Consider the following 14393-nt stretch of genomic DNA (forward strand, 5'->3'; position numbering starts at 1 on the left):
TCCGGAGGAATGTTCCGCTGCAGCGGGGTGGTCGGTCCTTTTCGACGCCGCCGCCGGCCTCGTCACGATGACGTCCGCACCGGGACCGGTCGCGGCGGCGGCTTTCAGGGTGCCGGCGAACACAGCCGCGGCTCGCCGGGAGCCACCTGCTGAGCCGGTCGATGGGGCGGACAATCGTGCAGCTGACAGGTGGGCCGCTGCCGGTCCGGGGCTCAGCGGTGCGGCGCCCGAGGTCACGACGCCAGTCCAGACATGGACAGTGCCGAAGCGGACAGAGCCGACGTGGACAGCGCCGACTGCGACGTTGTTCCTGAGAACAGCGAGGCGAACGCCGCCGTGAGCAGATCGGCCTGGCTCGAGCTGGCTGCTCCACTCGGCGCCGTGCCCGATGCAGTGCCGGCGACCGCGGCATCCGGGATCACTCGTCGGATGGTGTCGATCTCGGAGTCGTCCATGTAGGCGTCAACCTTGCACACCGTACGACCCTCATACGGAGCGTGGATCACCTGGTTGTTGCCGGCATAGATCAGGATGTGCTCACCGCCGCCCGTCACGATCAGGTCACCGGGCCGGGCCTCGGCGAGGGAGCCCACCTCGGTGCCGATGGTCATCTGCCCCGAGACCAGGCGCGGAACGTCTATGCCCAGATCGGCATAGACGCATTGCACGAGACCCGAGCAGTCCATGCCGCTGCCGTCCTCACCGCCGAAGACATACGGCACCCCCAGGTACTTCTCCGCGGAAGCAACCACGTCGGCGCCGGTCGCACCCGCGGTGTTCCCGGCTGTGGACGTTGCCGTCGCCGCGGCCAGGGCATCCGCAAAGCTCGTCGCGGACACCGTCGCGGTCGTCGCGACAGCGCTGCTCGACGTCACACCGGTGCCCCCGGCCACAAGGTCGTTGAGCTGCACCAGCCGGGTCTGTATCTCGCCGACCCGCAGCGTCGCATCCACCAGTGTCACGTTCTCTCCCCCGTTGTGTTTCCCCGTGCGGGGGTTCCGGCCTGCGAGGTTCCGGTCTGCGCGCGCTGCTCGCCCTGCCGGCGATGCCAACCCGTTGAGGCGATCTCGTCGATGACCGTCTGCTGGGCGTGCAGGTCCTCCGCCGCCTCCGCGGCACCATGCCGTCCCTCGAGCTTCTCCAGACTCGCCGACGCCGCCTTCTTCGCCTCGAAGTCCGCTTTCGCCGCTGCCGCCGCCTGCTGCGCCACGCCGTCCAGTGCGACCAGTTCGGCCAGCATGCTGCGCGAGGATGCCCGCGCCGCCGCGATCGCATAGAGCGTGTCGGCACCGGTGGGGTTGAGCGGAAGATGTTCGAGCGCCGCCCGGGTTTCATCGATACGGGTGGCGGTCGCCCGGAGGCGTGCGTTCGCGGCGGCCAGGTCGCCCGCGGCCTGATCCTGCTGCAGGTGGCGCAACCGCAGCAACCCGGCGAGGGAGAACGGCCGGCTCACCGGTCGCCGCCGAGTAGAGCGGCCAGTTCGGCGAGCCGGATCCAGGCCTGGTCGGCCGGGGTGTGCTCGTTGATCCGCTGTCGCAGGAATGCCGTGATGGCCGCGTCGTGCTCCACGGCCGCGTCCACCAACGGGTTGGTGCCGCTGCGGTAGGCGCCGACGTCGAGCAGGTCCTGTGCGGCCCGCCGTGCGGCAAGGACGGCGCGTAACCGGGTCGCGGACTCGGCCTGCTGCGGGGTGGTCACCCGTGCGGCCACCCGGGAGATCGAGGCGAGCGCGTCCACGGCCGGGAAGTGCCCGAGCACGGCCAGCGTGCGATCGAGCACGACGTGGCCGTCGAGGATGGAGCGGGCGGCATCAGCAATGGGTTCGTTGTGATCGTCACCGTCGACGAGAACCGTGTAGATGCCGGTGATCGAGCCCGTCTGGTCGGTGCCGGCCCTCTCCAACAACCGGGCGAGCAACGAGAACGTCGACGGCGGATACCCGCGGGTGGCCGGCGGCTCCCCGGCCGACAGACCGATCTCGCGCTGGGCCATCGCGACGCGGGTCAGCGAGTCCATCATCAACACCACGTCGGCCCCCCGGTCGCGGAACGACTCCGCGATGCGGGTGGCGACGAACGCAGCCCGCAGGCGCATCATGGCCGGTTCGTCCGAGGTGGACACCACCACGATCGACCGCGCCAGGCCCTCCTCGCCCAGATCGTCCTCGAGGAACTCCCGCACTTCACGACCGCGCTCCCCCACCAAGGCGATCACCGATACCTCGGCGTCGGTGCCGCGGGCGATCATGGACAGCAGCGACGACTTGCCCACGCCCGACCCCGCGAACAGGCCCATCCGCTGGCCCTTGCCCACCGTGGTGAGGGTGTCGAGCACCCGCACGCCCAGTTGGAGGGGCAAATGGATGCGGGAGCGCGCCATGGCCGACGGGCTCTCGTGCTCTACGGGCACCCGGTCGGGATCGACGAGGGGCCCCTTGCCGTCGATGGGCCGGCCCAGGCCGTCGATCACCCGGCCGAGCAGCCCCGGCCCGGTGGGAACCAGGTAGCCGGTGGTGCTGGCGCGAACGGGATCGCCCACCCGGATGCCGGTGAGCCGCGCCAGCGGCATGCAGCGCATGCCCTCTGGCGTTGTGGCGACGACCTCGGCGTCAATGCCGGCTCCCGTTGAACTGCCCGGAGCGCCCACACCGGCACCGGCGCCCTGCGCGGCCTCGCCGAGCGCCCCACCGAACGACGCGCCGGTTGCGCCGCCCGGCACCCCACCGATCGTGACGAGGTCGCCGATGGCGCCGTTCAGGCCACGCACGTCCACGCTCAGGCCCACGATCGATGACACAACGCCGACCCGCTCGGGGCGGGCGGCCGCCACCGCCCGGGCCAGCCGGTCGGTGGTGTCCGGTCGGGTGAGACTCATGAGTCGCCTCCGAGCGCCGCCCGGGCTCGCTCGAGGGCGCTGCCGATGCGGGCATCCAGATAGCCGTCGGGGAACTCGCTGACCGCGTCGCCGCGTTCGATACCAGGATCCGCCACACAGACCACACCTGCTGCGGCAGTGACCGCGGGATCGAGCACGGCGAGATCGTCGGGGTGCAGTCGCACCGTGTGCAGTGCGGTGTGGGCCGCCCGGAGCCCGCCTGCTCCGGCGCCGCCGTCCTCCCCGATGGCCCGGCCGAGAGCCGACCGCGCGGCCGCTGACTCATCGGCCAGCGCATGCCCGACGATCGCCTCGGCCAGGGCGAACGCCGCCTCGAGAACAGTGTCCTCGGCGTCCCGCAGCACCGGCAGCGTGCGTTCGTCGAGTGCGCGTACCGCCGCCTTCAGCACCGACAGCATCCGGTCGACCTGGTCCTGAGCGGCGAGAATCCGGTGCGCGTGTTCGGCGTCGAGGCGACGGATCTGGTCGGCCACCACCTGCTCGGCGGCTCGCAACCCCTCGGTGTATCCGGCGGCGTGACCGCGGGCCCGCCACTGCTGTTCGAGCCGCGCCCGGTCGGCGTCCCTGCCACCGCGCGCTCCGGAGGCGTGGCCGCCGAGCATGGGGAACACCAGTGCGGAGAAGTCGTTCTCTGGAACGGCCGAGGGCACCGCCGTCGAGGCGGGGGAAGGCACGGCGGACGGGAGCGCGGTGGGCACAGCGGGCGGCCCTGCGGCCGGCACGGCTGCGGGCACGGCTGCGGGCACGGCCGCCGCACCGGACACGAGGAACGCGGCGCTAGACAATGAAATCGTCCTCGTCGGCGCGTTGCACGGTGATGGCTCCCTCTGCGGCGAGCTCGCGGATGGACCGAACGACGGTGGCGCGCGCTTCCTCCACTTGCGATACCCGCACGGGTCCGAGCCCGGTGACCTCGTCGTTCAGGATGTCGCGGTTGCGTTCGGAGAGGTTGCGCTGGATGATGTCGACGACAAGCTCGCTGGTGCCCTTCATGGCCACGGCCAGCACCTGGGCGTCGATGCCGCGGAGCACCAACTGGACATCACGGTTCTCGAGTTTGATGATGTCGGCGAAGGTCAGCATGCGCGAGCGCACCTCCTCGGCGAGCACCGGGTCGCGTTCGTCGAGCGCCTCCAGCAGCGCCCGTTCGGTGCCGATATCGGCCCGGTTGATGATCTCGACGAGCGGTTGGATACCGCCCACCACGCCGGCGGAGTCCTTGGACGCGGCGACGGCGCCGATCCTCTTCTTGAGGATCTCGGTCACCACCCGCACCGCCTCGGGGGTCGCGGTACCCGTCGACGCGATGCACTGGGCCACGTCGGTGCGCACAGACCCCTCCAGCCCCGACAGGATGGCCGACGCGTGTTCGGGTCGCAGGTGCGCGAGCACAAGCGCGATGGTCTGGGGAAGCTCCCCGTCGAGCAGGGCGAGCACCTGCAGTGCGTCGACGGTGTCGAGGAATTCGAACGCCTTGCCGGCCATGGACGTGGCGACCCTGCTCATCACGCCGGCGGCCCGCTCGGCGCCGAAGGACTTCTCCAGCAGACCGACCGCCACCGCGTGCCCGCCACGCGGGTTGCGCGCCCCCACGGTGGCGAGCTCGTGGAACTCGGCGACGGCGCTGTCCATCACCGTGGCATCCACCCGGCGCAGCTGGACGATCTCGGCGATGATCTCGGCGGCCTCCGTCTCAGAGAATTGCTTCATCACCTCGGAGGCGCGCTGCTGGTCCATGGTCATCAGCACCACGGCCACCTTCTGCGTACCGGTCAGGGGCGTCCTGGCATCGATCATGCGTGCTGCCGATCGTCCATCAGCCCACGCAACATCTCCGCGGCCATCTGCGGGTCACGCAGCGCGAGAGCGTCGATGTCTGCCACTCGCTGGTCACCGTCGCCCGGCGCATACGCCTGGGTCGGCGTGGGGTCGATGACCAGGGGCACGAGGTGGGGCTGCAGGGCGAACGGCACCGTCGGTGCGTCCAACGACGCGTGCGGCTGCACGAGCTCGGTCAGCTCGATGGCCTCGCGGCTCTGCCGACGTGACCGGCGGGCGTAGAGGATCAGGCCGAGCACGAAGGCGATCACCGTGCCGCCCACGATCAGGCCCACTCGGAGGATGCCGGCGGTACGGTCGGCGGCCTCTGCGGCCTCGGCCTCGGCCAGGGCGGCGGCCGCGGCGTCGGCGCCGGCGGCATTGAAGCTCACGACCTCCACGGTGACCGCATCGCCCCTGGCGCTGTCGATCCCGGCGGCGGACGAGACCAGGCTGGTCACGTCGGCCACATTGAGATCGTCGGCGACCGCCGAATTCACGGCCACCGAGACGGTCTGCCGGGTGATCGCCCCGGCCGGGATGGTGCGGGTCTCGGTCACCTTGTTCACGGCATTGTTGCGGGTGGTGTCCTCCGAGGTGAAGGTGCCGTCGGTGGAGGTGTCGCTCGGAACCGCAATGTTGTCGGGGCCGAGCACACCGGCGGCCGAGCCGCCCGAGCCGGTGTACGACTCGGTCTTCACGGCCTCGTTCAGGGCGGGGGTGTCGGTGGGCGAGGTGAAGGACTCCTCGACCCGCTGGGCCGCCTCCGTGCTCATGTCGGCGGCGACCACCACGGTGGCGTTGCCCGGGCCGACGACCTTGTCGAGCATGGCCTGCACCGAGCCGCGCACGCGTTCCTCATAGTCGTTGGCCTGTTGGCCGGGCGTTCCCGTGGCTCCGACGCCCACCGCGGAGAGCACGACCCCGGAGGCGTCGATGACAGCGACATCCGTGGGCTTCATGCCGTCGATCGAGGCACTCGTGAGGTGCACGATGGCCTGCACCTGGTCGGCGTTGAGAGTGACCCCGTTGCGGGTCCCCACGAAGACGGATGCGGTGGGGTCGTTGGCCTCGTCGGTGAAGACCGTGGCCTCGGGGATGGCCAGTCGCACTGAGGCGGTCTTGACGCCCTTCATGGCCTCGATCGTGGCGGCGAGTTCGCCCTCGAGCGCTCGCTTGTAGGTGACCGACTGCTGGAACTCCGACGCGGTGACCCCCATGGTGTCCAAGAGCGAGTAGCCCCCGGTGCTGGAGGAGGGCAGGCCGGCCGCGGCCGACTTCAGCCGTTCGTCGTAGACATCGGCCTCCGGCACCAGGATCGTCGCTCCCCCGTCACTCAACTGGTACGGCACCCCGTCCGTGCGCAGCTGCTCCACGATGGTGTTGGCGTCCGCACCGCTCAGGCCCGAGTACAGCGGCGTATACGCCGGTTGGCTGACCCACATGGTGAGCGCGGCGATACCGAGCGCGAGAACCGCCACACCGATCAGGGCGACGGTGCGCTGGGCGACGGTGAATTCCCGCACCGCGTTGCCGAGGCGACGGAAGGCCGAGCTGATCTGAGCGGGCATCAGGCCTGCATTCTCATGATGTCGTTGAACGCCTCGACGCCCTTGTTACGCACGGCGGCCACGAGTTCGAGGGTCACCTGGGCGCGTGAGGCCGCGAGCGTGGCGGTGTGGATGTCGTTCAGGTCGCCCGTGACGGCTTGGATGGCGTATGTGTTGGATGTGGACTGCAGCTGCTGCAGGTTGTCGACGGCACCCGTGAGGGCGGTGGCGAAGCTGCCCTCGGTGCCGCTGCCGCCGGTGGTCGCCGTCGTGGCGGGCAGGTAGGACGTTGCGCTCACGGCGGGCACGGCGCCGATGGCGGAGACGGTCATCAGGAACGTCCGATCTGCAGGGCCGCTTCGTAGGAGGTCTTGGCCCTGTCGATGACCGCTGCGTTGGCCTGGTAGCCGCGCTGCGCCATGATGAGCTCACCCATCTGCTCCGCGAGGTCGACGTCGGGTCGCCGGACGTAGCCGTCGGCATCCGCGAGGGCGTTGTCGGGTTCGTAGGTGAGGATGCCGTCCGCATCGCCCAACGCGGTGCCTGACACGTATGCTCCTGTGGTGCCGGCGCCTTCCTGGGCGACGATGTAGCGGGCCTGGAAGGCATCCCCCGACGTCGCGGTGACCGTGTTCGCGTTGGCGATGTTGTCGGCCACGGCGTCGAGCCACTTGCGGTGCAGCGTGAGGCCGGTGCCGGCGATACCGAGCGCGTCGAGGCTCATCAGCTGGTCTTCAGCGCGGCGCGCATGGTGGAGTCGGCACCGGCGGCGGCCTGCGCGGCGAACTGGTAGCGCAGCACGGTGTCGATGTTGGAGACGGTCTCGGTGTCGAGGTTGACGTTGTTGCCGTCGAGGCGGGTGGGCTCGAGGGACCGCGCCGTTGATGCACTCGCGTGCCCGTCGCCGTCGCGCACCGATGCGGCGAGGGCGGTCTCGAACGACACCCGCTGGGCGTGGTAGCCGGGGGTGTTGACGTTGGCGATGTTGTCGGCGATGGTGCGCTGGCGCAGCGCCAGCCCGTCGAGGGCGCTGGAGAGCGCTGCGCTGGTCACGGATTCGATCACGCGGATGCCCGTTTCGTCGTCAGGGTGCCGAACGGCCGATCCGTGGCCTGGGGTGAGCGATCCGTGCTCATCAGTAGCTATCGGCGTTCTGTGACGCTTCGTTAGGGCGAATCCCGAAAAGGTTCCAGCGGTGGCGGTCAGCCCGCGATGTCGAGGTAGACGGGGTGGTCGGACGGGTGCGTCGAGAGGATGGTGCGCACTGCCGCCAGGTGGGCGCCGGCCGAGCGCCGCGCATCCTCGATCTCGCGGATCAGCTCGAGTTGGCCGGCCAGCAGCAGCCGGGCCCGCTCCTCCAGCTCGCGCGGGAGTTGTCCGAGGAGCTCAGGCGCCCGCCACTGCACCCCGGTCACCAGCGTGCCGCCCTGGGCCGAGAGCACCGCGTCCCTGGCGCCGCTGCCGAGGCTGGCCTCGAGGTCGTCGAGCACCTTGAGCCATTCGGCCGCGCTGGTTCGAGGGATGGCCCGCTCATCGGTGCCGGCGGCGCTGCCGTGTGGGCGGGCGCTGCTGGAGTGGACTCTGTTGGAGGGTACGCCGCTGGAGGGGATGTCAGGCGACGCCACGGTAGCCCTCCGCACTCGGCGCCGTCTGCGGCGCGGGCAGTGCGGCGGCGGCCTCGTGCCACGCCTGACGCAGCGGCTCCAGCAGCACGATGCTTTCGCGGGTGCGGGTCACGTCGCGGTGGATGTTCGCACCGACCAGGGCGTTGGACACGTAGGTGTACACGGCGAGCAGTCCCTCCGCGCCGTCCCACGCCGCGACATTCAGCGAGGTGGTGAGCTCGTCGACGATGGCCTGCGCGTGCAGCAGGTTCTCCGAGGCCAGCGGCCAGTTCTCGCCCACCTGGGCGGCTTCGGTGCGGTCGAGGTCTAGCATCAGCCTGTCGTAGAGCAGTGTGAGCAGCCGCACGGGTGTGGCCGACAGTACGGCCTCCCGGTTGAGCTGGGCCCGGCGCGCCTGGGCGCCGGCCGCGGAGGCGGGCACCCCCGGACTCACCGGGGTGAACAACGCTGGGAGCTCTGTCGGTGTCATCATGACGAAGAACTTCCTGTGTAGGCGGGCAGGAGCGAGGCGATCTGCGAGGTGAGCCAAGCCGATTGGGACTTGAGTTCGCCCAGGCGGGACTCCATGGCGGTGTACGTGCGTTCCAACGAGCTGCGCTTGGCGGTCAGCCTGAGATCCCAATCGGTGATCTCCAGCCCCATCGTCTTCACCTGGGACTCTTGGCTGGTGATGGTAGCCGTGAGTGTGCCGTCGTACTTGTCGGATGCGGCGGCGGCGGCGGTCGCGACCCGACCGGCGATCTCTTGCACAGCCTTCATCGTGCCGGCTGGGTCCTTGGCGAGGGCCGCAGTGAATTTCGCGGAGTCGAACTCCAGCGTGCCCGACTTCGTGATGCTGATGCCGATCTCCGACGGAGAGTGCCCGTTGACCGGCATGGACGCTGCGGTGATCAGGTTCTGGTTGACCGTGCGGATGGTGCTGTCGCCGGCGAAGACACCGGCGGACGTGACGGGCTTGCCCGTGGAGTCGGTGGTGGTCGACACTGCGGACCGGTTGGTGATGACGGCGAAGATGTTGTTGAGGCTGGTCACCAGGCCGCCGGCCATCGTGGTGATGGCGGTGTCGTCCCGGGCAACGGTGAGCGTGACCGGCGTGCTGGAGACCACGCTGACGGTCACATCCAGACCGGGCAGCAGGTTGGTGAACGTGTTGCTGCCCGAGGTGATGGCCTGTTCGGCGGCGGTGCCGGCCCAGAGGGTCACCTGGGCGTCCTGGGCCGCCTTGACCTGGGTGGTCGCGACCGTGCCGCCGGTCACGGTGAAAGCGTGCGCCGCGCCGGGGGCCGCGCTGCTGAACTGCAGGCGGAAGGAACCGGCGCCCACGGCGACCTTGGTGGCGGTGATGCCGAGCCCGGCCTTGTTGACCGCGCTGACGACGTCGTCGAGGGAACCGGAAGCCGGCGTGATCACGGTGGAGGTACCGGCGGCGTTGGTGAGTGTGAGGGTGGCGTCGGGCCAGGCTGTCACGGGCGCCGTGACCGTCACCTGGTTCTGGGCGAGCCGGCCCACAGTGACGTCGACGACACCGGCTGCGGCGCCGGCGCTGGTGGTGGCGGAGACCTGGCTGGAGCTGCTCGTGGCGCTGTAGAGGTCGTAACTGGCGGGCTTGGCCGCCTTCGCGGCGGCATCGGCGAGGGTGGAGACCTGGGTGTTCAGTCCCTGAACGGCGGTGGTGTAGCTCTGGGCGGCGGTGACCTTGCCTTTGAGCAGGGTCTGCGGAATCGCTTCGACCGCGATGAGGTTGTTGATCAGGGTCGTGGTGTCCTGGCCGCTGATCAGCCCGTCGATGGAGAGTCCCATGGCGCCTTCCGTCCCCTCGTGCGTGTGTCGGCATGTGCTGTGCTGCCTGGTTTGACTGGCGGCCGACGACGAGTGGCCGGCGGCGGGCTTCCTGAGGTCCAGTTCAGGTTGTGCTCGCCACCGGCCGATTCTCGGTCAATCGGCCGCCCGGTTCACCCGGGCCGTCGTTCGTCCGCGATCTAGCGCAGCAGCGTCAGGACGCCCTGGTTGGACTGGTTCGCCTGCGCGAGCATGGCGGTGCCGGCCTGCGACAGGATGCTGGAGCGGGTGTACTTGACCATTTCCTCGGCCATGTCGGTGTCGCGGATACGCGAGCCGGCAGCGGTGAGGTTCTCCTTGGAGACGGCCAGGTTGCGGATGACGCTCTCGAACCGGTTCTGCGAGGCACCCATGTCGGCGCGCGCGGTCGACACGGCCGTGATCTGCGTGTCCACTGCCGTGAGGGCAGCGGCTGCCCCGGCGGCGGTCGAGAAGTCAAGGGCTCCTGCCGCACCGGCCGTGCTGAGGGTGAAGCCCGTGCCGGCAGACGCGTGAGTTCCGGCGGTGCCGCCACCGACGACAGTGCCGCCGTTGTTCGAGCTGACGACCAGTTTGTTGTTGGCATCGACAGAGGCGGTCAGCGCCGACTTGAAGGTGGTGTCCTTGTTGAGCGCATCCGCAACGCTCTGGACGGTCTTCATCGAGCCCGCTGCTCCGAGGTCTCCCGTCGTGACGACGCTCTTCGAGCCGTCAGCCGCCGTGACCGAGAATGATGCGACACCGGTGACCAGGGTGGGGGTGTCCACTGCGCTGACGGCGCCCGCAGATCCGACCGTGAGTGCGGCGGCGATGCCCTTGACGTTGGCACCCGTGAGGCTCACCTGGATCTGGCTGCTGGAGTCGGCGTTGGCACCGACCTGGAAGCTCAGCGACGCCTTGGAACCGTCGAGGAGCTGCGTACCGTTGAAGTTGGTCGATGCGCTGATCCGCGTGAGTTCCGTCGTCAACTGCTTCACCTCAGTGGTGATGGCGTCGCGGGACTTGGCGTTGTTCGAGTCGTTACCGGCCTGGACGGCGAGGTCACGAACGCGCTGCAGAATGGTCTGCACCTCGCTCAGCGAACCTTCAGCGGTCTGGATGACCGAGATGCCGTCCTGGGCGTTGCGGCTGGCGACCGTGAGACCGCCGACCTGTGACTTCAGTCCCTCGGAGATGGCCAGGCCGGCCGCGTCATCCGCGGCACGGTTGATGCGGAGGCCGCTGGAGAGGCGTTCGAGCGACTTGGCCATGTCGGTCTGGGTCGAGGCCAGGTTGCGGTAGGTGTTGTTCGCCGCGAGGTTGGTGTTGATCTGCATACCCATGATGTGTTCCTCCGTGATTGGGTCGAGTTCGCCGGCCCATCCATGGGCTGACACAGAGACCTATCGGCTTCAGCCCTGCGGCTCGTTAGCCGTTGCTGGAGAAAAGTTCCTGCGAACCGAACGTGATTCCCTGGGCCCTGGCGATGTCGGTGACCCCGGCCAGCGCGTCGGTCGCGGAGATCGAGGCCTGCGCATCCGGCAGCCGGTCGTGCGCCATATGGGCCATGCCGAGCATCGCCTGGTCGGCCAGGCGCGACAGGTAGGCGCTGCGCCGCGCAGGCGCCACCGTGGACTCTGGCGTGTACTCGGCCTCGGCGTCGTCGGCATAGTGTGTGCCCAGGCCGTCGCGCAGCAGCCGGATAGCCTCGGAGCGCTGCTGGGACACTGCCGAGTGGGTGATGCCCAGGTCGGCGGCGATGTCCTTGACCGAGCGGTCCTGGAAGTACACCTGCTCCACGATCAGGCGCATTCGCTCAGGCAACGCCACCACGGCGGCCCGGAGGTAGGCGAGACGCTCTTCGGAGAGCAGGGACTCCTCCGGGAGAACGGTGTCGGCGACGAGGAACTCTGTTGTGGTGTCGTCGAGAGCCGTGAGAGTGCGCTCGGAATCGGCCAGTCCGGCGAGGGCGGTCTCCCTGTCGACGCCCAGCGCGGCCGCGACCTCATCGACCGTGGCGCTGCGGCCGAGGGCCGCGGCGAGGGTCTCCTGCACCTGGCGGGTATCCTTGATCCGGCGGCGGGCCATCCGGGTGGCCCAGTCGTTGGAGCGCATCTCGTCGGCGAAGGCGCCGATGATCCGCCGTCGGGCGAACGCTCCGAACGGCACGCCCAGGGTGGGGTCGAAGGCATCCGCCGAGGTGACCAGGGCCAGCGACCCGGCCGAGGCGAGGTCATCCCGGGAGAGGTGGCGGGCCTTGGCCCACACCTCGGAGACGAGGTAGCCGACGAGAGGCAGATTCTCGACCACGAGGTTGTTGCGTTCGGAACGGTTCAACGGCTTACCCTCCTGGCGGGTGCACGCGTGCTACTGCGGCGATGGGACATGGACCTGAAACGGGGAAACGCAGCCGGGTAAGCAGGGTGGAGGGTCTTCTGACGGGGAGGCGGAAATCGGCCCAGAACAGGGATTCGGGTCCCTCTCCGGGGGCTTTCGCCTGCTAACACGCTAACGAACGCGCCCGGCGTTTCCACCCGCAAACCGCCCCCAGTCCGGGGCGGCGGCTGTCCTCATTTAGGAGGACAGGACGGCTTGCGCCGGCGACGGCAATAGTCCTGCAGGCCTAACGGCAGGCGACTTCCGGCCGATAGTGCTCTCGAACGGGCAGGGAATCGTACGATAGAGCAACGAGCCGGCGGGGCGGAAAGGCAGTGACACGTGGGTGCCAATGAATTGTCCGCACTGCTGTGGCGGGAACGCGAGCTGCTCGAGCTGCTGGTCTTCAAGCTCGACGAGGAACAGCTCCTGCTCAGCGCCGGCCGCTCCCGCTGGGTGCAGCATGCCACGCGTGAGGTGGAACAGGTTCTCGAGCTCGTGCGCGAGGCGGGGCTCGGTCGGTCGGTGGAGGTGGCCGCGGTCGCTCTCGAGTGGGGTACCCCGCAGGAGGCCACGTTGCGGGAGCTCGTCGAGCAGGCTCCCCCTGGCCCGTGGTCCGACATCTTCAGTGCCCATCTCGCCGCCATGACGGACCTGATCGGTCAGATCCGCAACCTTCGCGACGTGAACGAGCAGTTCCTGCGCTCTGCCGCCCGGTACACCCAGGAATCGCTGGCCGGCGCCGATCTGCAGGCCACGACCTATGACTCCCGCGGCGCCTCCGGCGCCCAGACCACCGGTGCCCGACTCTTCGACCAGAGCCTGTGAGACGTGAGATGACAACAGTGATGACCTCGTGAGCACCTTCGGCGGACTCAACACCGCGTACACCGGCCTGGTCGCCGCCCGGGCCGGCCTCGATGTCGTGGGGCAGAACATGGCCAACATCAACACCGAGGGCTACACCCGACAGCGGGTCACGACGTCGGCGACGAATGCCGCCGCCCGGGCCGGCCTGGTGGCCTGGGGCGCCGCGCCGGGTGCCGGCGTGTCGGTCGACGGCATCTCGCGCCTGGGCAGCGCCACCCTCGACGCCACGGTGCGGGCGACCGCGGCGACCGCCGGGTACACGGCCGTGCGCGCCAACGCCCTGGGTTCTGTGGAGAACTCGTTGAACGAACCGGGCAAAGCAGGGCTGTCCACCCAGCTGCAGGAGTTCTGGGCTGCCTGGCAGGAGCTGTCCATCGGCGCCGACGACTCGGCGGCCAAACTCCTGCTGGGCGAAGCGGGGCAGCTCACCACCCAGATCCGCGCGGGCTATCGCGCGGTCACCGACGAATGGTCGGCCGTGCGCACGAGCGCGGATGCCCTCGTCACCGAGGTCAACGGTGCCGCGACCCAGGTCGCCACCCTCAACGGCATCATCCGCCAGACCCTCGCCTCTGGCGGGTCCGCCAACGAACTCATCGACAAACGCGACGCGCTCACCACCACGATCGCCGCGATCACCGGCGCGAGCGTGCGAGCCCAGGCAAACGGCACGGTCGATGTGCTCGTCGGCGGCAACACGCTGGTGTCCGGCACCGACGTGCAGAAGCTCACCGTGACCGGGCCGGCTTCGCTGGCGACCGCCGCGGTGCCCGGAAGCAACCCGGTGACGTACACCCCGGTGCAGCTGGAGTGGGCTCATCACCCGGGTGTGCCCGTGGCGGTGGACGGCGGCGAGCTCGCCGGCGCCCTGTCGCTTCTCGGGCCCGCGGATGCTGCCGGCACCGGAGGCGCTCTCGCCGAGGCCGCGGCCTCTTACAACGACTTCGCCGCGCGCCTGGCCGATAGCGTCAACGTGATTCATCGCGCCGGGGCGACCGCCGCGAACCCCGGTGTCGAAGCGAAGCTGGACTTCTTCTCCTTCGACCGAACCAACGCCGCATCGTCGATCAGCGTCCTGGCGACGGATGCAGACGGCATCGCCGGTGGAGCGCCAGGAGGCGCCACAGGTTCCAACGCCGACAAGATCGCACAGCTCGGCGCCGGACGCGCCGTGGACGCCGCCGGGAACCCGGTCACCTCCCCCAACGTGATCTGGACGGCCTTCGTCACCAAACTCGGCGTCGCCACGGGCATCGAACTCGGCCAGGCGTCCGCCTCGAACGCGTCCGCCGCCGCCGCCGTCACCCTGCAATTGTCCAACTCTTCGGTCGACATCGACGAGGAGAACGTCAACCTGTTGACGTTCCAACACGCCTACCAGGGCGCTGCCCGGGTGATGACGGCCGTGGACGAGATGCTCGACACCCTGATCAACCACACCGGACTGGTGGGAAGGTAACCG

At 69.4% G+C, this 14393-nt stretch carries 16 protein-coding genes; 2 read left to right on the top strand and 14 right to left on the bottom strand.

The genetic code is table 11. The features are described 5' to 3' along the window. Positions 1–233: 233 nt before the first annotated feature. The 14 genes from DOE79_RS02615 to DOE79_RS02680 all read right to left on the bottom strand — a co-directional run bounded on the left by DOE79_RS02615 (position 234) and on the right by DOE79_RS02680 (position 12022). Complete coding sequence (locus DOE79_RS02615) at positions 234–962, bottom strand: C40 family peptidase (RefSeq protein WP_120337151.1); 729 nt, start codon at positions 960–962, stop codon at positions 234–236. Continuing rightward, positions 959–1453 (bottom strand): flagellar export protein FliJ, encoded by a 495-nt coding sequence (locus tag DOE79_RS02620; RefSeq protein WP_181445849.1) that lies wholly within the window; start codon positions 1451–1453, stop codon positions 959–961. The genes DOE79_RS02615 and DOE79_RS02620 overlap by 4 nt, the downstream gene beginning before the upstream one ends. Next, positions 1450–2874 (bottom strand): FliI/YscN family ATPase, encoded by a 1425-nt coding sequence (locus DOE79_RS02625; RefSeq protein WP_120337152.1) that lies wholly within the window; start codon positions 2872–2874, stop codon positions 1450–1452. The genes DOE79_RS02620 and DOE79_RS02625 overlap by 4 nt, the downstream gene beginning before the upstream one ends. Beyond that, entirely contained in the window at positions 2871–3680 is an 810-nt protein-coding gene (locus tag DOE79_RS02630) for a FliH/SctL family protein (RefSeq protein ID WP_162942573.1), read from the bottom strand. The genes DOE79_RS02625 and DOE79_RS02630 overlap by 4 nt, the downstream gene beginning before the upstream one ends. After that, positions 3673–4692, bottom strand: a complete 1020-nt coding sequence (gene fliG / locus DOE79_RS02635) for a flagellar motor switch protein FliG (protein WP_120337154.1) — start codon at positions 4690–4692, stop codon at positions 3673–3675. The genes DOE79_RS02630 and fliG overlap by 8 nt, the downstream gene beginning before the upstream one ends. Next, positions 4689–6284 (bottom strand): flagellar basal-body MS-ring/collar protein FliF, encoded by a 1596-nt coding sequence (gene fliF, locus DOE79_RS02640; RefSeq protein WP_120337155.1) that lies wholly within the window; start codon positions 6282–6284, stop codon positions 4689–4691. Before fliF ends, fliG begins: the two co-directional genes overlap by 4 nt. Continuing rightward, positions 6284–6595, bottom strand: coding sequence for a flagellar hook-basal body complex protein FliE (fliE, locus tag DOE79_RS02645; RefSeq protein ID WP_120337156.1), 312 nt, complete (start codon positions 6593–6595; stop codon positions 6284–6286). The genes fliF and fliE overlap by 1 nt, the downstream gene beginning before the upstream one ends. Next, positions 6595–6987 (bottom strand): flagellar basal body rod protein FlgC, encoded by a 393-nt coding sequence (locus DOE79_RS02650; RefSeq protein ID WP_120337157.1) that lies wholly within the window; start codon positions 6985–6987, stop codon positions 6595–6597. Before DOE79_RS02650 ends, fliE begins: the two co-directional genes overlap by 1 nt. After that, a complete protein-coding gene (flgB, locus tag DOE79_RS02655) occupies positions 6987–7328 on the bottom strand; it encodes a flagellar basal body rod protein FlgB (protein WP_120337158.1) in 342 nt (113 codons plus the stop codon). Before flgB ends, DOE79_RS02650 begins: the two co-directional genes overlap by 1 nt. A 137-nt stretch (positions 7329–7465) precedes the next feature. Beyond that, on the bottom strand, positions 7466–7888 hold the full coding sequence (locus tag DOE79_RS02660; protein WP_120337159.1) for a hypothetical protein: 423 nt from the start codon (positions 7886–7888) through the stop codon (positions 7466–7468). Further along, a complete protein-coding gene (locus DOE79_RS02665; protein WP_245977081.1) occupies positions 7875–8360 on the bottom strand; it encodes a flagellar export chaperone FliS in 486 nt (161 codons plus the stop codon). Before DOE79_RS02665 ends, DOE79_RS02660 begins: the two co-directional genes overlap by 14 nt. Continuing rightward, the gene (gene fliD / locus DOE79_RS02670; RefSeq protein WP_120337161.1) at positions 8357–9688 is read right to left on the bottom strand and encodes a flagellar filament capping protein FliD; all 1332 of its coding nucleotides are present in this window, start codon (positions 9686–9688) and stop codon (positions 8357–8359) included. The genes DOE79_RS02665 and fliD overlap by 4 nt, the downstream gene beginning before the upstream one ends. Positions 9689–9867: 179 nt before the next feature. Beyond that, the gene (locus tag DOE79_RS02675; RefSeq protein ID WP_120337162.1) at positions 9868–11028 is read right to left on the bottom strand and encodes a flagellin N-terminal helical domain-containing protein; all 1161 of its coding nucleotides are present in this window, start codon (positions 11026–11028) and stop codon (positions 9868–9870) included. An 85-nt stretch (positions 11029–11113) separates the two neighbouring features. Next, positions 11114–12022 (bottom strand): sigma-70 family RNA polymerase sigma factor, encoded by a 909-nt coding sequence (locus DOE79_RS02680; RefSeq protein WP_120337163.1) that lies wholly within the window; start codon positions 12020–12022, stop codon positions 11114–11116. 381 nt (positions 12023–12403) lie between these two features. Between DOE79_RS02680 and DOE79_RS02685 the strand changes: the two genes are divergently transcribed. Then, positions 12404–12889 (top strand): flagellar protein FlgN, encoded by a 486-nt coding sequence (locus DOE79_RS02685; protein WP_120337164.1) that lies wholly within the window; start codon positions 12404–12406, stop codon positions 12887–12889. A 28-nt stretch (positions 12890–12917) separates the two neighbouring features. Then, positions 12918–14390: a flagellar hook-associated protein FlgK gene (gene flgK, locus DOE79_RS02690; RefSeq protein ID WP_120337165.1), complete on the top strand. Its 1473-nt coding sequence runs from the start codon at positions 12918–12920 to the stop codon at positions 14388–14390. The last annotated feature ends 3 nt before the right edge of the window (positions 14391–14393 follow it).

It is taken from the genome of Cryobacterium soli, from assembly GCF_003611035.1.
Taxonomy (GTDB): domain Bacteria; phylum Actinomycetota; class Actinomycetes; order Actinomycetales; family Microbacteriaceae; genus Cryobacterium; species Cryobacterium soli.